This is a genomic window from Pseudomonas sp. 2822-17 (genome assembly GCF_002742485.1).
GTDB lineage: Bacteria > Pseudomonadota > Gammaproteobacteria > Pseudomonadales > Pseudomonadaceae > Aquipseudomonas > Aquipseudomonas cyclaminis.
The window spans coordinates 125,719-144,688 of record NZ_LJRZ01000247.1 but is presented as its reverse complement, the minus strand read 5'-3'; the positions used below and the strand labels follow the sequence as shown (position 1 = coordinate 144,688).

The following is an 18,970-nucleotide window of genomic DNA, read 5'->3' as shown; positions in this document are numbered from 1 at the left end:
CGTTGCGACACGCCATGTTTACTTGACCGTGGCACTTTGCAACCGTTCCACATTTGCTTCAATTTGTAAGCGCAGGACGGCTCTACAGACCTTGTTGCAACGCTGGATCGTCCGGGTTTTGTTGCTCAAGCTGAGCCAACAGCACCTGGACATTCTGCAACTGCCCGCTCTCTTTCCAGTAGTTGACCAGCAACACTCGCGCCTTGCGATTGGAAGGGTGACGCTGGACGATTTCCTCCAATTGGCGTTGCGCAGCTTCCAGTTCCTGCTGGTCGTGCAGGGTGGTGGCCAGATCGTAGCGGTAATCCTGATTGTCCGGCTCCAGTTCCACTGCCTTGGACAGGCCGAGCAGCGCATAAGGCCGCTCGCCGTGGTGCAGCAGCCACATGCCGAGGGCGTGTTGCAGGTAGGCGGATTCGGGGTGCGCCGCCAACTGTCGGGCCAGTAATTGGCGGGATTCGTCAGTCTTGCCTTGTTTATCCAGCAGCTCGATCTGCGCAACCACTGCCTGAAGGTTGTCCGGCTGCAAACGCATCGCCTGCTCCAGGGCATGTTGCGCCTCAGGCAGCAGGGCGCTGTGGATGTACAGGCGTGCCAGCTGAATCCAGCCCTCGGCGGTTTCGGGCTGGGTCTTGAGGTGCTTTACGAATTCATCCAGTACCTGTTGCAACGGCCCGAAGTACAGGCCAAGGGTGTCCGGCGACAGGCCGAGCAAGGCATTGGCGGCGGCAAAGCGCACGCTCTGTTCGGGGTCATCCAGCGCCGGGCCGAGCAACAGGGTGCGCTGGCCTGTGGGAACCAGGCCGACAATGCTGTGGATCGCCGCTTCGCGGACCACGGGCGAGTCATTGCCCAGGTCCTTATCCGCCAGCTTCAGGGCCTGGGGGCTCGGGTAGTTGTGCAGTTCGGCATGCAGCGCAGCGCGGCGCTCATCAGTCAGGTCCGGGCGGCCCAATTGCTGATACAGCACGCGGGCGGCGCCCGGTTCGCCGTTACGCGCCTGCTTCAGGGCCTTGGAATAACCATGGGCAATGGCAGGCGCCACCGCCACTGGGGCGGAGCGCGAGAAATACCAAGTGATCAGCACAATGAACAACAGGGCGCACAGGCCGACGATGGCGTAACGGCGTGACTTTGACATGCAGGCGTCCGAAAGCTTGAGCAGCTATTACAAAGGCCGTCAGCTTCGGTCAGACCAGGGCAGGTGTCAAACCGGCTTCAGGTCAGTTGGGTGGCGCAGGCCATCAAGTTAGAAGCTGGCGGGGAGGGCGTCCAATCGCCTGGGCCAACGAGCTGAATGGTGCGGTCTATGATCAATGCACTCTTGGCCAAACCAGTCAGCCATGTTGAAGGCTTTGACCATTGCCGCTGTGCAGCGCGCAAGGGACTATTTGGTCAATACGCTCGTTACTTGGTCCATCGTTCAAGGAAACAATGATGCAGATTGAAAACAAGGTTTTTCTGGTCAGCGGCGGCGCCTCAGGCCTTGGCGCGGCCACCGCTGAGATGCTCGTCGCCGCTGGCGCCAAGGTGATGCTGGTGGACCTGAACGCCGAGGCTGTGGCGGCCAAGGCCCTGCAGTTGGGTGATAACGCTCGCAGCAGCGTGGCCGATATCAGCCAGGAAGCGGCTGCCGAAGCTGCCGTGCAGGCCACCGTCGCGGCGTTTGGCGGTTTGCACGGGCTGGTTAACTGCGCCGGTGTGGTGCGCGGCGAAAAAATCCTCGGCAAGAACGGCCCTCACGGTCTGGCGAGCTTCGCCCAGGTGATCAACGTCAACCTGATCGGCAGCTTCAACCTGTTGCGCCTGGCCGCCGCCGCCATTGCCGAGACCGAAGCGAATGCCGACGGTGAACGCGGCGTCATCATCAACACCGCTTCCGTCGCTGCGTTTGACGGGCAAATCGGTCAAGCCGCGTATGCGGCGTCCAAGGGCGCAATCGCCAGCCTCACACTGCCCGCCGCACGTGAGTTGGCGCGTTTCGGCATTCGCGTAATGACCATCGCCCCCGGCATCTTCGAAACCCCGATGATGGCCGGCATGACCCCCGAAGTACGCGACTCCCTCGCCGCCGGCGTGCCATTCCCGCCACGCCTGGGCAAGCCTGCCGAATACGCCGCACTGGTGCGGCACATCATTGAAAACAGCATGCTCAATGGCGAGGTGATCCGCCTCGACGGTGCCTTGCGCATGGCTGCCAAGTAAGGAGTGCTTCATGACTGATCCCATCGTGATTGTCAGCGCCGTACGCACGCCCATGGGCGGGTTCCAGGGCGACCTCAAGGGCTTGACCGCACCTCAGCTCGGCGCGGCCGCGATTCGTGCGGCGGTCGAGCGTGCCGGTATCGCCACCGACGCCGTGGATGAAGTGCTGTTTGGCTGCGTACTCCCCGCTGGCCTGGGCCAGGCGCCGGCACGGCAAGCGGCGTTGGGCGCCGGGTTGGATAAGTCCACCCGCTGCACCACCCTTAACAAGATGTGCGGCTCGGGCATGGAAGCGACGATCCTGGCCCATGATTCACTGCTGGCCGGCAGCGTCGATGTGGTGATTGCCGGCGGTATGGAGAGCATGTCGAACGCGCCGTATCTGCTCGACCGCGCCCGCAGCGGCTACCGCATGGGCCACGGCCGCGTCCTGGACCATATGTTTCTCGATGGCCTGGAAGACGCCTACGACAAGGGCCGCCTGATGGGTACCTTCGCCGAAGATTGCGCGCTGCATAACGGCTTTACCCGCGAAGCGCAGGACGCTTTCGCCATTGCGTCCCTGGCCCGCGCCCAGGAAGCGATCACCCACGGCAACTTCGCGGCCGAGATCGTGCCGGTGCAGGTCACTGTCGGCAAAGAACAAAAAACCATCCTGCACGACGAACAACCGCCCAAGGCCAGGCTGGACAAGATCGCCAGCCTCAAACCCGCCTTTCGTGAAGGCGGCACGGTGACAGCGGCGAACTCCAGCTCGATTTCCGACGGCGCCGCGGCGCTGTTACTGATGCGCAAGTCCCAAGCGCACCAGCGTGGGCTCAAGCCGTTGGCGATCATCCACGGGCATGCCGCCTTTGCCGACGAGCCGGGGCTGTTTCCGGTAGCGCCGGTGGGCGCGATTCGCAAGCTGATGAGCAAGACCGGCTGGAGCCTGGATGAGGTGGATCTGTTCGAGATCAACGAAGCCTTCGCGGTGGTGAGCCTGGTGACCATGAGCAAGCTGCAAATCCCCCACGCCAAGGTCAATATCCACGGTGGCGCGTGCGCGCTGGGCCATCCGATCGGCGCCTCCGGCGCGCGCATCCTGGTGACCTTGCTCTCGGCCCTGCGCCAAAAAGGCCTCAAGCGAGGCGTTGCCGCAATCTGCATCGGCGGTGGGGAAGCCACGGCCATGGCCGTTGAATGCCTGTATTAAGGACTGCCCCCCATGCTGCCCAATGACGAACAACTGCAAATCAGCGACGCGGCCCGGCAATTTGCCCAGGAACGCCTCAAACCCTTCGCCGCCGAGTGGGACCGCGAGCACCGTTTTCCCAAGGAGGCCATCGGCGAAATGGCCGAACTGGGCTTTTTCGGCATGCTGGTGCCGGAACAGTGGGGCGGTTGCGACACTGGCTACCTGGCCTACGCCATGGCGCTGGAAGAAATCGCCGCCGGTGACGGTGCCTGTTCCACCATCATGAGCGTGCATAACTCGGTGGGTTGCGTGCCGATCCTCAAGTTCGGCAACGACCAGCAAAAAGCCCAGTTCCTCACGCCCCTGGCCAGCGGCGCCATGCTGGGAGCCTTTGCCCTGACCGAACCCCAGGCCGGCTCTGATGCCAGCAGCCTGAAAACCCGCGCCCGCCTGGACGGCGACCACTACGTGTTGAATGGCTGTAAACAGTTCATCACCTCCGGGCAAAACGCCGGGGTGGTGATTGTGTTTGCCGTCACTGACCCCGCAGCGGGCAAACGCGGGATCAGCGCGTTCATCGTGCCCACCGATTCGCCGGGCTACAGCGTGGCGCGGGTCGAGGACAAGCTGGGGCAGCATGCGTCGGACACCTGCCAGATCCTGTTTGAAGACCTGAAGGTTCCGGTGGCCAACCGTTTGGGCGAGGAGGGCGAAGGCTACAAGATCGCCCTGGCCAACCTTGAAGGCGGCCGCGTGGGCATCGCCTCGCAATCGGTGGGCATGGCCCGCGCCGCATTTGAAGCGGCCCGGGACTACGCCCGCGAGCGCGAAAGTTTCGGCAAACCACTGATCGAACACCAGGCCGTTGCCTTCCGCCTGGCCGACATGGCCACGCAAATTGCCGTGGCCCGGCAAATGGTGCATTACGCCGCTGCCCTGCGCGACAGCGGCAAGCCAGCGCTGGTGGAAGCGTCCATGGCCAAGCTGTTCGCCTCGGAAATGGCCGAGAAAGTCTGTTCGGCTGCCTTGCAAACCCTGGGCGGTTACGGTTACCTGAGCGACTTTCCCCTGGAGCGGATCTACCGCGATGTGCGGGTCTGCCAGATTTACGAAGGCACCAGCGATATCCAACGCATGGTCATCTCACGCAATCTCTAAGGAGCCGATACATGAGTTACGAAACCATTTTGCTCGACGTCCAGGGCCGCGTCGGACTGATTACCTTGAACCGTCCGCAAGCCCTTAACGCGCTGAATGCGCAACTGGTCAGTGAGTTGAACCAGGCGTTGGACAGCCTGGAAGCCGATCCGCAAATCGGCTGCATCGTGCTGACCGGTTCCAAGAAAGCCTTTGCGGCCGGCGCCGACATCAAGGAAATGGCCGAGCTGACCTACCCGCAGATCTACCTCGATGACCTGTTCAGCGACAGCGACCGCGTGGCCAACCGCCGCAAACCGATCATTGCCGCCGTGAACGGCTTTGCCTTGGGCGGCGGTTGCGAACTGGCGCTGATGTGTGACTTCATCCTGGCGGGCGACGGCGCCAAGTTCGGTCAGCCGGAAATCAACCTCGGCGTCCTGCCGGGCATGGGCGGCACCCAACGCCTGACCCGGGCCGTGGGCAAGGCCAAGGCTATGGAGATGTGCCTGACCGGGCGCTTTATCGATGCGGTGGAAGCAGAACGTTGCGGCATTGTTGCACGCATCGTGCCGGCCGATGAGCTGTTGGATGAAGCCCTGAAAGTCGCCACCCTGATCGCCGGCAAGTCAGTGCCGATCAGCATGATGGTCAAGGAAAGCGTCAACCGTGCGTTTGAAGTGAGCCTGTCCGAAGGCGTGCGCTTTGAGCGCCGGGTGTTCCATGCGGCCTTCGCGACGCTGGATCAGAAGGAAGGCATGGCGGCGTTTGTGGCCAAGCGTGCGCCGGAGTTCAAAGACAAATAGCGTGTGGGGGCGGACGTATTGACACCCTGCGATCTGCGGGGGCGCCAACGCAGCCTCGCTTGCGCTCGACAGCTACGGCTTGCCCGGTGAGAGCAGAGGTATCGGCTTATACATAACTCTGTGGTGAGCGGGCTTGTCCCGCGCTGGGCTGCGCAGCCGCCCCAAAACCAGGCAACTTGGTTTTTCTGAAAAAACGCGGTGGCTTTGATGGGGCTGCTTCGCAGCCCAGCGCGGGACAAGCCCGCTCACCACAACAGCCCAGTTGCCATAGGCTCAGCATCCACGGGAAGTTATGTAGATACCTATGCCGGTGAGGGTGCGTGAGTCGGTCAGAGCTGGTAGTGCTTGAGCTCCCTGGCAATCACCATCCGCTGAATCTCGCTGGTCCCTTCGTAAATCTGCGTGATCCGCGCATCCCGGTAGTAACGCTCCACCGGGTAATCCTCCAGGTAACCGTACCCGCCATGTATCTGCATGGCTGACGAGCAGACCTTCTCCGCCATTTCCGAGGCAAACAGCTTGGCTTGTGACGCTTCCGACAGGCACGGCTTGCCGGCACTGCGCAGGCGGGCGGCGTGCAGGATCAGCAGGCGGGCGGCGTTGAGGCGGGTTTGCATGTCCGCCAGCAGGTTGGCCACGCTCTGATGTTCAATGATCGGCTTGTCGAACTGCACCCGGTCACGGGCGTAGGCCAGCGCCGCTTCAAACGCCGCGCGGGCGATACCCAGGGCCTGGGCGGCGATGCCGATGCGTCCACCTTCCAGATTCGACAGCGCTATCGCCAGGCCTTTACCGCGTTCGCCCAGCAGGTTGGCTTCCGGGATCGTGCACTGGTTGAGGGTCACCGCGCAGGTGTCAGACGCACGAATACCCATCTTGTGTTCGGTACGGTCCACCACAAAACCCTGGGTGTCGGTGGGCACCAGGAAGGCGGAGATGCCTTTCTTGCCCAGGCTCGGGTCGGTCACGGCAAAGACGATGGCCAGCTTGGCGCGTTTGCCGTTGCTGACGAATTGCTTGGCGCCGTTGATCACCCACTGGCCGTCACGCAGCTCAGCGCGGGTGCGCAGGTTATGGGCTTCGGAACCGGCCTGGGGTTCGGTCAGGCAGAAGCAACCAATCGCCTGGCCACTGGCAAGCTGGGCCAGCCAGGTTTCCTTCTGCGCAGTTGTGCCGTAGTTGAGGATCGGCCCGCAACCTACTGAATTGTGGATACTCATCAGCGCGCCGGTGGCGCCATCGCCGGCGGAAATCTCTTCGACTGCCAAGGCATAGGCCACGTAGTCGACGTAGGTGCCGCCCCATTCTTCCGGGACCACCATGCCCAACAGACCCAGTTCGCCCATCTTGGCGACCAGGTTGTCGTCGATCCAACCGGCTTTTTCCCAGGCTTGGGCATACGGCGCGATTTCACCCCGCGCAAAGTCGCGCGCCATGTCGCGAATCATCACTTGTTCTTCCGTGTATTCAATGTCTTGCATGATTTATCTCGCAACCTGCTCGAACTGTTGGAAGAAGCTTTCGACATGGGCCGCCGCCAACCCATGCAGGGTGGGCGGGTTCCAGCGTGGGGTCTTGTCCTTGTCGATGATCAGGGCACGCACGCCTTCGATCAGGTCTCCGCGCTCGAACCATTGACGGTCCAGGTGCAGCTCAAGGGCAAAACATTGTTCCAGCGTCAGCCGGCGGCCCTTGCGCAGCATTTGCAAGGTGACGGCCATGGCCAGGGGGGAACGGGTCTGCATCAGGTGGGCGGTGTTGAGCGCCCACGCATGGCTGTCGGCAACAGTGACGGCTTGTAATTGCTCGACCATGCTGGGTACATCCGGCAAGCCGAAGAAATGGTCTATCGCCGGGCGCAAGGCCGCCAGCGGCGCATCGGGCAGTTGCTGCACCGCAAGCTTTGCCAGCAGGCCTTGCAAGTCTTTGAGGGGGGAGTCGTGCCAGCGCAGGTGGTCGAGTTTCTGGTCCAGTTCGTCCAGCTTCGCGCTGTCGAGGTACCAGTCGGCCAACCCGCAATACAGCGCATCGGCAGCACGGATCTGCACGCCGGTAACGCCGAGGTAGATCCCCAACTCGCCCGGAATGCGCGGCAGAAAATAGCTGCCGCCCACGTCGGGAAAATAACCGATGGCCACTTCCGGCATGCCCAGCCGGCTGCGCTCGGTGACCACACGCAAATCCGCACCTTGCACCAGGCCCATGCCGCCGCCCAGGACAAAGCCGTCCATCAGGGCGAGTACGGGCTTGCGGTAATGGTGGATCGCGAGGTCGAGGGCGTATTCCTCGACGAAGAACTCTTCGTGCAGGGTGTGGCCGTTCTTGAAGCTGTCGTACAGCGAGCGAATATCGCCACCCGCACAGAAGGCCTTGTCGCCAGCGCCGCGCAGGACCACGGCGTACACCGAAGGGTCGTCTGACCAGGCCTGCAGTTGCCGGGTCAGGCTGCGAACCATGTCCAGGGTTATGGCGTTTAAACCGGCGGGGCGGTTGAGGGTGAGGTGGCCGATATGGTTGCGGACGTCGGCGAGTACCTCTTCCTGAGGTGTATCGGCACGGTTTGCTTCGGATGAAACCTGAGCAGTCATCTCTAACTCCCTGCTTTTATTGTTCTTTATCAAGATGTTCGCGGACGAACCTTCTCGCGATCCTACCAGCGCAAATTTGCGCAGTACAACCCGGAATCATGCAGGTGGTTGTTGCATTTATGCAGGGTGGCTGTGGCCTCGGTCAGGGCGTGCGATTGGCCAGCACTTCGCCGATGCTGCGACGGCGCGCGTGGGTTTCGGCCGCGTGAATCAGTTGCTCAAGCTCTGCAGGTGCCACATCGTAGAACTGTTCCATTTCGGCGAGGGCCAGCTTCAAGTCGACGGCGGTCACGGCAGGGTCCGGAGCCGCATTGGCGTTATTCAAAACGATTGACGGTGACTCGACAGCGCCCTTGGGATAGCGCGTGCGCGTGGCATTGTTATAGGCCAGGGCACAGGCCAACAGCGCGCCGGCGCCGAGCAGCACGGCGCCCAACTCATGCCAGCCCAGCGCCGCAGAGGCCGGGTCGGCCAGCACCAGCGTCATGGCCAGGCCACCGGCGGGTGGGGGCAGGCATCGCAGCCAGCACATCAATACCACCGACATGCCCGCCGCCAGGCAAGCGCCGCCCAATGTGCGCCCGAGCACGCGCGCAACCAGCAATGCCACAACGGCGGCGCACAGGTAGCTGCCGATGATCGACCAGGGCTGCGCCAGCGCACCGGACGAGACGGCAAACAACAGGACTGCCGAGGCCCCCAGCGGGCCAAGCAGGTGCAACGCGACCTCCATGCCAAACACCTGGGCACAGAGCCAGACACTGAACAGTGTGCCCAGGGCCATGCCAATGGCAGCACGGCTCCATTCGGTGGGACGGGTATTGATTGCAGCGGGGAACCAGCGAGCGAGCATTGAACAGGAATCCATAAACGGCGGGCAAAAAAAAGGCTTGTCTGGTTGCCCGGAAAAGCCCTCTGAAAGTTCCTGCATTTGGGGGAGGAACCTGCGCAGTGTGCCGTGCCCTATAGCGCAGCGCCAATGCATATTAGTGAGGTTTTAATACAAAAATAATGAACTAGATGCGAATGCACTGGGTATTGGGCTTGCCCAGAACGCGGTTATCGGTGTCTTCATTGAACAGCTGCTTCTGCAGGTTTTCCTGCATGCCAGGTTCACCGGCCAGGGGGCCTTTTAGAGCGACGAGGGCATTGCGCAGCGCCATCAGTCGATCCAGCGGCGGAATCGGCAGGTAGCCGATATGCACTTCATCGCGGACCAATGAGGCAGGGGTATTCAGTAAATGATGATTTGGCACGGCATTGTCCTCTCACGAAGCGAGCCGCAGCAGGCGCTGCGCCTTCTAGCGTCCTTGTAGTTATTCATGGCCAGTGGCGGTAGATACTTAACGCACCTGGCGATCGAGTTTAACGTTGGGGTTCGGACGTAGGAAAGTGATATGACACCAGCCTTTACGTATAGGTGCGTAGGAGGTTTCCGCGTGGCAACTCAAGGCTGCGTGGGTTTGACCAGGTGCAGCAGCACATAGGGATTGCGGTCGAACTCACCGGTCAAGGTCGGCGTGAGAGTGGCAAAGCGCGGATCTTTGAGACCTTCAAAGTCCACCTGACTCATCACCAGCCAGGCCGGGCCTTGCAGGGGCGTCAGATCGGCCGCCTGTTGGGTGAACAACGGCACCTGGTCGCAGTCAAGGTTGACCATGTATTTAATGGCCTTGGCGTCTTTGCCCAAGCCGTGCAAGACCACGGGGGCGCGCTGTTGCATCACCTGTTGGTGAACCCGCAAGGTAAATGTGCGAGTGTCATAGACACTGCGCTCCAGCGGTTCGACCACCAGAATGTACGTGGACCACACTGCCAACACCGCCGCAATGGCCGGACCCACCGGCCGCAGGCGAGGCGCGCACCACGCCGACAGTGCCACTGCCTGCAGGACGCCCAGCACACCTAACATCAGCCCCAGCTGGCTCAGCTGTTCCGGGTAGCGTGGGCGGGCGAACAGCAGGCCGGCGATCAACAGCGCGGGCAATAGCGTCCATATAACCAGCATCAGCCCGCGCAACCAGGCAAACAGCCGCCCGTGCGCGGTAGAGAAGGGATACGCCGCAATAATCGCCGCCATGGGCAGCATCGGCAGTACATAGCGCGCCTTCTTCGCCTGGGGAATCGACAGGCCAAGCAACACCAGCAAGGCCGCTGCGGCGCAGTACAGCACCAACTGCACGGCCGGGTCAGGTGTGCGCCGCCCGCTGATTGCTACAGCCAGCAGTACCAATAATGCCAACGGGTAGGCCAACGCGTAATTGCCCAAAGAGCTGGTGAAGTAATACAGCACGCCGCTGGAACCTTCGCTGCCATCCATGCGCCCGAGGAACTGCATGCGGATCACGTCCTGCATGAAGCCCTCACCGCCACTGAGCTTGGCCATCAGCAACAGCAGGCCGACACACGCCACCAACAGCGCCAGTGCCACCAGGCCGAAGCTCACCAGTTGGCGCCATTGCCGGTTGATCAGGTAATAGCTGCACAGCACACCGGTAGGCACCACCAGGCCAATTGGGCCGCGTATCGCAAACCCCACGATCAAGAGCAGGAACAGCCAGTGCAGGCGCTTGTCGGCAGCGAAGTGGTCGTGGGCGTAACCGAGGTAGAACACCGTCAAGGTGATGGCGGCGAGCATCTGGTCCAGGGAAACGGCGCGGGTTTCGCTGATAAACGTGGTGCTCAACAGCAACACCGCAATGCTCAACAGGCCCCAGCGCTGGGAGTAGGGCGCCGTCAGGCGATACACCAGAATGACGATCACTGCCGAGGCCAGCGAAGTGGGCAGCCAGGCGGTGAGGCTGGTGACCTGGCCCAAGGGCAGCGACAACAGCCAGGTCATCAGCGTCGAGGTGGCCAGATAATCGGCATACGGCTGGCCGTAAGTGGTGGGAAAGAAGCCCGGCCCATGGCGCAGCATTTCCTGGGCGAACAGCACGAAGCGTGAGTCGAACCCGATAATCGCCTGGTGCCAACTGCCGGCGATAAACAGCAATAACGCCAGCAATCCCAAACCGAGGGATTGGCGGCGGATCGTGGTACTCAGCAACGGCAGTTGGGCTGTGTTCACGTATCAGGCTTCCACGACCTGCGGCACCCACTGCTGCTGCGGAATCGGCAACTGGCACGAGTCGCCCCGGCCAATCGGGAAATACTGGAAGCCCTTGCGCGACAGGCGTTCGCCGTCGTAAAGGTTGCGGCCGTCGAAGATCACCGGGGTTTTCAGGCGCTGGTGGATCAGGTCGAAATCAGGGGCCTTGAACTGCTGCCATTCGGTGCACACGATCAACGCATCGGCGCCCACCAGGGTGGACTCCGGCGTACCCATCAGCATCAGCCGCTCTTCGTCGCCGTAGAGGCGCTGGGTTTCCTGCATGGCTTCCGGGTCGAAGGCGCGTACGTTGGCGCCCGCCGCCCACAGCGCTTCCATCAGCACGCGGCTGGGGGCATCGCGCATGTCGTCGGTGTTGGGCTTGAAGGCCAGGCCCCACAGGGCGAAGGTCTTGCCGCGCAGGTTGCCCTGGAAGAACGCATTGATGCGCTCGAACAGCTTGCTCTTCTGGCGTTGATTGATGGCTTCCACGGCTTCCAGCAGGTCGCTGGAGCAGTTGGCCTGTTTGGCGCTGTGGATCAAGGCGCGCATGTCCTTGGGAAAGCACGAACCGCCGTAGCCGCAACCGGGGTAGATAAAGTGATAGCCGATGCGCGAGTCGGCACCAATGCCCAGGCGCACGGCTTCGATGTCCGCCCCCAGGTGCTCGGCCAGCTCGGCGATCTGGTTGATAAAGCTGATCTTGGTGGCCAGCATGCAGTTGGCGGCGTACTTGGTGAGTTCGGCGCTGCGCAGGTCCATGAAGATAATGCGGTCATGGTTGCGGTTGAACGGCGCGTACAGATCGCGCATGACCTCGCGGACTTCTTCGCGCTCGCAGCCGATGATGATGCGGTCCGGGCGGCGGCAGTCAGCAACCGCCGAGCCTTCCTTGAGGAATTCCGGATTGGAGACGATATCGAACTCCAAGTGGCGACCCGCGACGTGCAGGGCTTTTTCGATGTGGGCGCGCAAGGTGTCGCCGGTGCCCACGGGGACGGTGGATTTTTCCACCAGAATGACCGGGGCCACCCGATGACGAGCCACGGCATCACCCACCGAAAGCACGTATTTCAAGTCGGCCGAGCCGTCTTCATCCGACGGCGTGCCGACGGCGATAAACAGCACTTCACCGTGTTCGACGGCGAGCTTTTCATCAAAGGTGAAATGCAGGCGCCCGCTTTCCAGGTTCTCCTTGACCATCGCGGCCAGCCCCGGCTCGAAGATGCTCACATGGCCTTGCTGCAGCAGCTTGACCTTGTTTTGATCGACGTCCATGCAGATCACATCATGACCGACTTCGGCTAATACGGTGGCCTGTACCAGGCCGACGTAACCACTACCAAATACACTGATTTTCATGGGGCATTCCTGGGGCTTGTAGCACTGGCACGACGAGAGTTGATGATCAGCACACCGAGGATGACAAGCGCCACCCCCAGGGTTTTTGAAACGGAAAAATGTTCGTTGAACACCGGCAGGCTGGCCGCCAGCAGGTACACCAGCGCGTAGCTGATGCTCAGCAGCGAATAGGCGCGACCCAGTGGCAGATGCTTGAGTGCGCCGAGCCAGCAGAGCATCGACAACGCATAGGCGCAGATCGCCAGGCTCACCACGCCGAGGGCGCCCGGATCAATGCGGGCCGTGAGCCATTCGTTGGGCAGCGGCAAGCGCGTCATGCTCCAGCGCATGCCCAACTGGGCGGCGCTGACCAGGCCGACGCTGCCCAGGGCCAGGGCGAAGCCTTGAGCCCGGCTCATACCTGGCGCCCCAGCAGCACGACGCCGGCAATCACCAGCAGCACACCCAGCCAGTGACGACGGTCGATGGTTTCATGGAACACAAACCGCGCCACCAGGGTGACCAGCACGAAATTCAGGCTGAGCATGGGGTAGGCGATACCGACTTCCAGGCGCTGCAACACCAGCAGCCACACCAGCAGCCCCAGGCCGAGGCACACCAGCGCCGCCCACAGCCACGGTGAGCGCAGTTTCAGTGCCCAGCCGTCGGGCTGGTCGCGCCAGCCTTCTACAGCAAATTTCTGTGAAACCTGGCCCATACAGGTGAGCAGGCAGGCCACCAGTAACAACAGCAGGGTGATCACGGCGCCACCTGCGGGAAGATCAGAATCATCAGATTGCCTTGCTCATAGCGCTGACCGTCAGTGGGCAGCAATGCAACTTCGGCAATTTCATCGTCACCTTTAACGCGCATCACCACACCCACCGCACCTTTTTTGCGGGCGTCGCTCATCCACTGCTGGACTTGCCGGGTATCCACCTTGTGATGGGCTGCATCCGGATAAGCGAGGCCGTACTTCACTTCGCCGATTGTGTTGTAGAGCGTCACGTCCGGCCGCTGCAAGCGCCACGACAGCGCCGAGGCCGCACCCAGGTCATTGCTCAGCAACGCGGTGGCCGGCTGTAGCTCCTGCAGGTGATCGATGATGAATTGATCCGGCGTCTTGTTGTAGACCACCGAGTGCGGCAGTGCGGCCGGCAGCAGGGCAACCATCAGCCAACTGCCCAGCGCCGGTGCCGCCCACAGGTGCAGCGGCCGTGCGGCCTGCAACAGGTTGACGATGATCCAGCTGAACAGAAAGGCAAACACCAGCACCAGGCTGAGGGTTTCGTCGCCGTGTGCGTACACCGGCTTTTTCAGTTGAAACCACGCCAGCGCCAGTAATACCGCGACGCCAATCACCAGGTTCAGCCAACCGTTGATCCGCAGCACACGGCCACGGCCGGCAGCGAGTTTGTCCGCCAGGGTCGAGCCCATCAGCAGGGCCAGGGGCAGCAGGCACGGCATGATGTAGGACGGCAGCTTGCCTTTGGCCAGGCTGAAGAACGCCAAAGGCATCAGCAGCCACAGCAGCACGAAGCCGATTTTTGCACTGCGCTTGTCCTGCCACGCCTGTTTGAGCGTTGACGGCAGCAGGGCCACCCAAGGCAGGCAAAACGCGACCAGCAGCGGCAGGTAATACCAGAACGGCTCGGCGTGCTGGGCATCGTCGCCGGCAAAGCGCTGGATATGCTCGTGCCAGAAGAAGAAATTCCAGTAGTCCGGCTCTTGCAGGTGCACAGCCAGCGCCCAAGGCAGGCTGACCACAATTGCCACCACCACGGCAACCACGCCGAACTTGAGTAACTCGCCAAAGCGTTTCTGCCAGATCGCGTAGGGCAGGGCGATCAACACCGGCAGCAGCCACGCCAGGAAACCCTTGGTCATAAAGCCCATGCCACAGGCAAAGCCCAGCAACGCCCAGGCGCCCAGGCGGCCATTACGGGTGGTGCTGTCGAAGCAGAACCACAAGGCCACGCCGGTCAGGTTGACCCAGAAGGTGAACTGCGGGTCGAGGTTGGCATAGCCGCCCAACGCCGCGATGCTGACAAAACTCATGTACAGCACGCTGCTGACCAGGCTCTTGTGCGGGTCATTCCACAGCCGACGCGACACCAGGTACACCAGCAGGATGCTCAGGCCGGTACTCAGGGCCGAGGCGAAGCGAACGCCAAACAGGTTCTGCCCGAAGATCGCCTGGCCCAGCGCGATCATCCAATACCCGGCGGCGGGTTTTTCGAAGTAACGAATGCCCATGAAGTGCGGCGACGCCCACTTGCCGGTCAGCAGCATTTCCTGGCTGATCTGCGCGTAGCGGGTTTCATCTGGAATCCACAAGCCATGGGTGGCCAGCGGCAGCAGGTAAAACACGCCGAATGCCAACAGGAGCAGGGGCAAGGCCCAGCGGCGGATCATGCCTGCTGTACTCCCAGCCAACCCTCGCGGCCGCTCAAGGCGCCGCGTACCAACTGTTGCTGGGGCAGGGTGGTCACGTCCGCAGGCAACAAATCGCCCAGGGGGGTGAAGTGGATGCCGCGCTGCCCAGCCTGGGCAAGCAACTGGCGAAAGTCATGGGCCATCAGAATCCCTTCTACTTCTGCGTGGATTGTGTAGACGTTGAGCTTCGACTCGGCAAACCGGTCGAGGATGAAGCCATTGAAGTCTTTGGCAGCCACCACCGGCCCGACGACTTCGTCGAAGGTCGGCAGGTCCACCGGAATTTGTGGGGTGCCCGCGCTGCCATCGGCCAAGGTCGGTCGAAACAGGCTGGTACCCCGGCAATCGCTGTTATAGCGAAAGTTGAAACCTTGCTTGGCTTGCACCACGCGCTCATCGGCACGCCAACCGGCGGCCGCCGAGCAATCGACGCGCTCACCCAGGATGTCGCTCAGGGTGTCGACACCACGCCGGACCTGCTCGACCAACTGTGCCTCGCTCCAACGCCCGGTATTGGCCTGCCAGCCGTGGTGATCCCAGGCGTGCAGGCCGACTTCATGCCCGGCGGCCTTGGCCTGGCGCATCAGGTGCCCCAGGTCACGGCCAATCGGCTTGCCTGGCCAGGCGGTGCCGGCCAGCAGAATATCCAGGCCATACAGGCCAACGGCGTTGGAACGCAGCATCTTCCACAGGAATTGCGGGCGGATCAGGCGCCACAAATGGCGCCCCATGTTGTCCGGCCCGACACTGAAGAAGAACGTCGCCTTGACCCCGGCTTCAGCCAGGGTTTCGAGCAGCTGCGGCACACCTTCACGGGTGCCACGGTAGGTGTCGACGTCAATGCGCAAGCCAGCCTTCATTACTTTTTGTCCGCGATTTCGAGCATGGCTTCACGCAGGAAGAAATCCAGGGTGTTGCCGATGGTTTCGCTCATTTCCACGGTCGGCTCCCAGTTCAGCAGGCGCTTGGCGTTTTCGATGCTTGGCTTGCGGTGTGCCACGTCCTGGTAACCGGTGCCGTAGAACGCCTTGCTCTCGACGTCGCGGAAACCGGCGAACGGCGGGAAGTTGCCGCGCAGCGGATGCGCTTCGAACTGACGCAGCAGCTCTTCGCCCAACTGGCGGATGCTGGCTTCGTTTTCCGGGTTGCCGATGTTGATGATCTGGCCGTTGCACGCATCGTTGTCGTTATCAATGATGCGGGCCAGGGCTTCGATGCCGTCGGCGATGTCAGTGAAGCAGCGCTTCTGCTCGCCGCCGTCGAACAGACGGATCGGCGTGCCTTCCACCAGGTTCAGGATCAGCTGGGTGATTGCACGGGAGCTGCCGATACGCGCCGAATCCAGGCGGTCGAGGCGCGGGCCCATCCAGTTGAACGGACGGAACAGCGTGAAGTTCAGGCCCTTGGCGCCGTAGGCCCAGATCACGCGGTCCAGCAGTTGCTTGGAGACCGAGTAGATCCAGCGCTGTTTGTTGACCGGACCGACCACCAGGTTGGAGGTGTCTTCATCGAAGTACTGGTCCTGGCACATGCCATAGACTTCGGAGGTCGACGGGAAGATCACGCGCTTGTTGTACTTGACGCAGTAGCGCACCAGCTTGAGGTTTTCTTCGAAATCCAGCTCGAACACGCGCAGCGGGTTGCGGGTGTATTCGATCGGCGTGGCGATGGCCACCAGCGGCAGGACCACGTCGCACTTCTTGATGTGGTACTCGATCCACTCGGTGTGGATGCTGATGTCGCCTTCCACGTAGTGGAAGTTGGGGTGGCTGCGCAGGCGCTCGATGGCGTCGGAGCCGATGTCCAGGCCGTAGACTTCGTAACGGTCGTCACGCAGCAGGCGCTCGGACAGGTGATTACCGATAAAGCCGTTGACGCCCAGGATCAGTACGCGGGTGCGGCGCGGCGTGCGGCCGGACTCGGCGCCGCGCAGCACGGAGCCGTCCACCAGGCCCAGTTCATTGGCCAGGGAAGGACCGGCCAGGTACAGGCCGTTGTCGTTGCGCTGGCCGAACTTGACCACCAGGGAGTCTTCACCGCAGGCGATGCGCAGCGGGTTGACGCTGATCACACGGCCCGGCGCCAGGCCTTCGTTGCCCTTGACCACATCGGCTTGCCACACGATCAGCTTGTGCTCGCCCACAGCGCAGAAGGCGCCCGGATACGGTTGGGTCACGGCGCGAACCAGGTTGAACAGGGTTTCGGCCGGTTGTTTCCAATCCAGCTTGCCGTCTGCCGCGGTGCGGCGTCCGAAGTAAGTGGCTTGGCTTTCATCCTGTGCGGTTTCGCTCAGCTTGCCTTGGGCCAGTTGCGGCAAAGCATCGCGCAGCAGGTTGCTGGCCGCTTCACGCAGCTTGGCGTGCAGAGTGAGGCCGGTGTCGCTGCGGTCAATGGTGACTTTCTGTTGGGCGAGGATCGCGCCGGCATCGGCACGCTTGACCATGCGGTGCAGGGTCACGCCGGTTTCGGTCTCGCCGTTGACCAGTACCCAGTTGGCCGGCGCGCGACCACGGTATTTGGGCAGCAGCGAGCCGTGCAGGTTGAACGCGCCTTTGCTGGCGGTGGCAAGCAAAGGCTCGCTCAGCAGGTTGCGGTAGTAGAAGGAGAAGATGTAGTCCGGGTTCAGCTTGGCGATGCGCTCAATCCACAAGGGATGGTTGGCGTCTTCCGGGGCATGTACCGGGATGCCATTGCGTGCGCAGAGTTGGGCGACGGAGCCGTAGAAGTTGTTTTCCTTGGGGTCGTCGGCATGGGTAAACACGGCAGCAATTTCGTAGCCGGTATTGAGCAGCGCTTCAATGCCTGCACACCCAATATCGTGGTACGCGAATACAACAGCTTTTGAACTCATGACTGGACCTGATCGGCAGAAGTGGAAGTATGGGAAGACGCCAGGCCGTCAACGACGACCACGGGAGCCGGTGCTGCCGGTTGGTTGCGCAGCACTTTTTCGATAAAGAAACGGGGGCGGGCGCGCACATCGCTGTACATGCGGCCCAGGTATTCACCCAAGAGGCCCATGCCAATGAACTGGCCGCCGGTGAACACGAACAGCACTGCGAACAGCACGAACAGGCCGTCGCCCGCCCAGTCGGCACCGAAGGCCAGGCGCAGGACGATCAGCGCGAAGGCGAACAGCATGCCCAGGGCCGCCAGGCTGAAGCCGACAATGGACAGCAGGCGCAAAGGGGTGGTGGTCATGCAGGTCAGCAGGTCGAACATCAGGCTGATCAGGCGCATGGCGCTGTATTTGGACTCGCCGTGTTCACGCTCGGCGTGGTGCACCAGGATTTCGGTAGTGTGGCGCGCGAAACCGTTGGCCAGGATCGGGATAAACGTACTGCGCTCGCGGCAGGCGAGCATGGCATCGACGATGGTGCGGCGGTAGGCGCGCAGCATGCAGCCGTAGTCCGTCATGGCCACGCCGGTGGAGCGCTGCACGGCAAGGTTGATCAGGCGTGACGGCCAGCGGCGAAAGGCCGAGTCCTGGCGATTGTTGCGCACGGTGGCCACCACGTCGTAGCCGAGGGCGGCTTGTTCCACCAGGCGCGGGATTTCTTCGGGCGGGTTCTGCAGGTCGGCGTCGAGGGTAATCACCACTTCGCCCCGGCATTGTTCGAAACCAGCCATGATCGCCGCATGCTGGCCGTAGTTGCGGTTGAGGATCACGGCCACTACGTGGCTGCCGTCTTCAGCTGCAGCGTCTTCGAGCAGTTGGGCAGAATTGTCACGGCTACCGTCATCCACCAGGATGATTTCGTATTCGTAGGCCAGTTGCTTGCAGGCTGCGGTGGTGCGACGCAGCAATTCGGGCAGGCTTTCTTCTTCGTTGTAGACCGGGATAACGATCGACACGCAATGAATAGGGTAGGGTTTCAAAGAATCATGACCTCGGGTTAGAGCAACTTGGCGCGTGAAAACAGCAGCAATCATTGGGCGAACGGGTGGCTCGCAGATTAAAAAGCGTCGCTAAAGGTGGAGCATAATCAATAGGTTAGTCGCTAAAGCGCGGAACGCTATGAAGTACTGGGTTTAAGATTAAGCGTAAAAATGTGGAACAGATATGAAAGGCAGATGAAAAACTCGTTTATTTGACAGGCAGACAGCTAGGGTTCAGCTAGTCAACTAAGGCGGGCTGGGGCGATATAGGAACTGTCTGTAAGGCGTTTGGTTCCGGTGTGACACGCCC

At 61.8% G+C, this 18,970-nt stretch carries 17 protein-coding genes; 4 read left to right on the top strand and 13 right to left on the bottom strand.

Annotated elements, in window-relative coordinates:
* Nucleotides 1–82: 82 nt before the first annotated feature.
* Entirely contained in the window at nucleotides 83–1,141 is a 1,059-nt protein-coding gene (locus tag AOA60_RS02395) for a tetratricopeptide repeat protein (protein ID WP_099582999.1), read from the bottom strand.
* A 296-nt stretch (nucleotides 1,142–1,437) separates the two neighbouring features.
* Here AOA60_RS02395 and AOA60_RS02390 point away from each other — a divergent pair, with 296 nt between their 5' ends.
* Genes AOA60_RS02390 through AOA60_RS02375 form a run of 4 tightly spaced genes read left to right on the top strand, consistent with a single transcriptional unit; the run spans nucleotide 1,438 to nucleotide 5,325 of the window.
* On the top strand, nucleotides 1,438–2,205 hold the full coding sequence (locus tag AOA60_RS02390; RefSeq protein ID WP_099582997.1) for an SDR family NAD(P)-dependent oxidoreductase: 768 nt from the start codon (nucleotides 1,438–1,440) through the stop codon (nucleotides 2,203–2,205).
* A gap of 10 nt (nucleotides 2,206–2,215) precedes the next feature.
* Nucleotides 2,216–3,400, top strand: a complete 1,185-nt coding sequence (locus tag AOA60_RS02385; protein WP_099582995.1) for an acetyl-CoA C-acyltransferase — start codon at nucleotides 2,216–2,218, stop codon at nucleotides 3,398–3,400.
* Between the two features lie 12 nt (nucleotides 3,401–3,412).
* Nucleotides 3,413–4,540 carry an acyl-CoA dehydrogenase gene (locus AOA60_RS02380; protein ID WP_099582994.1) on the top strand — a complete coding sequence of 376 codons (1,128 nt, stop codon included), beginning with the start codon at nucleotides 3,413–3,415 and terminating at the stop codon, nucleotides 4,538–4,540.
* A gap of 11 nt (nucleotides 4,541–4,551) precedes the next feature.
* Complete coding sequence (locus AOA60_RS02375) at nucleotides 4,552–5,325, top strand: enoyl-CoA hydratase (RefSeq protein WP_099582992.1); 774 nt, start codon at nucleotides 4,552–4,554, stop codon at nucleotides 5,323–5,325.
* 329 nt (nucleotides 5,326–5,654) lie between these two features.
* Here AOA60_RS02375 and AOA60_RS02365 read toward each other — a convergent pair whose 3' ends face one another.
* From AOA60_RS02365 to arnC, 12 genes are all read right to left on the bottom strand, one after another.
* On the bottom strand, nucleotides 5,655–6,806 hold the full coding sequence (locus AOA60_RS02365) for an acyl-CoA dehydrogenase family protein (protein WP_099582990.1): 1,152 nt from the start codon (nucleotides 6,804–6,806) through the stop codon (nucleotides 5,655–5,657).
* A 3-nt stretch (nucleotides 6,807–6,809) separates the two neighbouring features.
* Nucleotides 6,810–7,913, bottom strand: a complete 1,104-nt coding sequence (locus tag AOA60_RS02360) for an enoyl-CoA hydratase/isomerase family protein (protein WP_099582989.1) — start codon at nucleotides 7,911–7,913, stop codon at nucleotides 6,810–6,812.
* A gap of 142 nt (nucleotides 7,914–8,055) precedes the next feature.
* Nucleotides 8,056–8,766 (bottom strand): HPP family protein, encoded by a 711-nt coding sequence (locus AOA60_RS02355; protein ID WP_099582987.1) that lies wholly within the window; start codon nucleotides 8,764–8,766, stop codon nucleotides 8,056–8,058.
* A gap of 163 nt (nucleotides 8,767–8,929) precedes the next feature.
* Complete coding sequence (locus AOA60_RS34210) at nucleotides 8,930–9,169, bottom strand: type VI secretion system contractile sheath small subunit (protein WP_099582985.1); 240 nt, start codon at nucleotides 9,167–9,169, stop codon at nucleotides 8,930–8,932.
* Nucleotides 9,170–9,360: 191 nt separating this feature from the next.
* Nucleotides 9,361–10,983: a glycosyltransferase family 39 protein gene (locus AOA60_RS02345; protein ID WP_099582984.1), complete on the bottom strand. Its 1,623-nt coding sequence runs from the start codon at nucleotides 10,981–10,983 to the stop codon at nucleotides 9,361–9,363.
* 3 nt (nucleotides 10,984–10,986) lie between these two features.
* On the bottom strand, nucleotides 10,987–12,366 hold the full coding sequence (locus AOA60_RS02340) for a UDP-glucose/GDP-mannose dehydrogenase family protein (RefSeq protein ID WP_099582982.1): 1,380 nt from the start codon (nucleotides 12,364–12,366) through the stop codon (nucleotides 10,987–10,989).
* Nucleotides 12,363–12,764, bottom strand: coding sequence for a 4-amino-4-deoxy-L-arabinose-phosphoundecaprenol flippase subunit ArnF (gene arnF / locus AOA60_RS02335; RefSeq protein WP_099582980.1), 402 nt, complete (start codon nucleotides 12,762–12,764; stop codon nucleotides 12,363–12,365). The genes AOA60_RS02340 and arnF overlap by 4 nt, the downstream gene beginning before the upstream one ends.
* Nucleotides 12,761–13,108: a 4-amino-4-deoxy-L-arabinose-phosphoundecaprenol flippase subunit ArnE gene (gene arnE / locus AOA60_RS02330; RefSeq protein ID WP_099582979.1), complete on the bottom strand. Its 348-nt coding sequence runs from the start codon at nucleotides 13,106–13,108 to the stop codon at nucleotides 12,761–12,763. Before arnE ends, arnF begins: the two co-directional genes overlap by 4 nt.
* Complete coding sequence (gene arnT, locus AOA60_RS02325) at nucleotides 13,105–14,760, bottom strand: lipid IV(A) 4-amino-4-deoxy-L-arabinosyltransferase (RefSeq protein ID WP_099582977.1); 1,656 nt, start codon at nucleotides 14,758–14,760, stop codon at nucleotides 13,105–13,107. The genes arnE and arnT overlap by 4 nt, the downstream gene beginning before the upstream one ends.
* Entirely contained in the window at nucleotides 14,757–15,641 is an 885-nt protein-coding gene (gene arnD, locus AOA60_RS02320; RefSeq protein ID WP_099582975.1) for a 4-deoxy-4-formamido-L-arabinose-phosphoundecaprenol deformylase, read from the bottom strand. The genes arnT and arnD overlap by 4 nt, the downstream gene beginning before the upstream one ends.
* Nucleotides 15,641–17,632 carry a bifunctional UDP-4-amino-4-deoxy-L-arabinose formyltransferase/UDP-glucuronic acid oxidase ArnA gene (gene arnA / locus AOA60_RS02315; RefSeq protein WP_099582974.1) on the bottom strand — a complete coding sequence of 664 codons (1,992 nt, stop codon included), beginning with the start codon at nucleotides 17,630–17,632 and terminating at the stop codon, nucleotides 15,641–15,643. The genes arnD and arnA overlap by 1 nt, the downstream gene beginning before the upstream one ends.
* Complete coding sequence (gene arnC / locus AOA60_RS02310) at nucleotides 17,629–18,660, bottom strand: undecaprenyl-phosphate 4-deoxy-4-formamido-L-arabinose transferase (protein WP_099582972.1); 1,032 nt, start codon at nucleotides 18,658–18,660, stop codon at nucleotides 17,629–17,631. Before arnC ends, arnA begins: the two co-directional genes overlap by 4 nt.
* Nucleotides 18,661–18,970 lie beyond the last annotated feature (310 nt).

Bases quoted from the DNA above. Each gene is read 5' to 3' on its own strand.
- AOA60_RS02395 (WP_099582999.1), bottom strand. From the start codon at position 1,141: ATGTCAAAGTCACGCCGTTACGCCATCGTCGGCCTGTGCGCCCTGTTG.
- AOA60_RS02390 (WP_099582997.1), top strand. From the start codon at position 1,438: ATGCAGATTGAAAACAAGGTTTTTCTGGTCAGCGGCGGCGCCTCAGGC.
- AOA60_RS02385 (WP_099582995.1), top strand. From the start codon at position 2,216: ATGACTGATCCCATCGTGATTGTCAGCGCCGTACGCACGCCCATGGGC.
- AOA60_RS02380 (WP_099582994.1), top strand. From the start codon at position 3,413: ATGCTGCCCAATGACGAACAACTGCAAATCAGCGACGCGGCCCGGCAA.
- AOA60_RS02375 (WP_099582992.1), top strand. From the start codon at position 4,552: ATGAGTTACGAAACCATTTTGCTCGACGTCCAGGGCCGCGTCGGACTG.
- AOA60_RS02365 (WP_099582990.1), bottom strand. From the start codon at position 6,806: ATGCAAGACATTGAATACACGGAAGAACAAGTGATGATTCGCGACATG.
- AOA60_RS02360 (WP_099582989.1), bottom strand. From the start codon at position 7,913: ATGACTGCTCAGGTTTCATCCGAAGCAAACCGTGCCGATACACCTCAG.
- AOA60_RS02355 (WP_099582987.1), bottom strand. From the start codon at position 8,766: ATGCTCGCTCGCTGGTTCCCCGCTGCAATCAATACCCGTCCCACCGAA.
- AOA60_RS02340 (WP_099582982.1), bottom strand. From the start codon at position 12,366: ATGAAAATCAGTGTATTTGGTAGTGGTTACGTCGGCCTGGTACAGGCC.
- arnF (WP_099582980.1), bottom strand. From the start codon at position 12,764: ATGAGCCGGGCTCAAGGCTTCGCCCTGGCCCTGGGCAGCGTCGGCCTG.
- arnT (WP_099582977.1), bottom strand. From the start codon at position 14,760: ATGATCCGCCGCTGGGCCTTGCCCCTGCTCCTGTTGGCATTCGGCGTG.
- arnD (WP_099582975.1), bottom strand. From the start codon at position 15,641: ATGAAGGCTGGCTTGCGCATTGACGTCGACACCTACCGTGGCACCCGT.
- arnA (WP_099582974.1), bottom strand. From the start codon at position 17,632: ATGAGTTCAAAAGCTGTTGTATTCGCGTACCACGATATTGGGTGTGCA.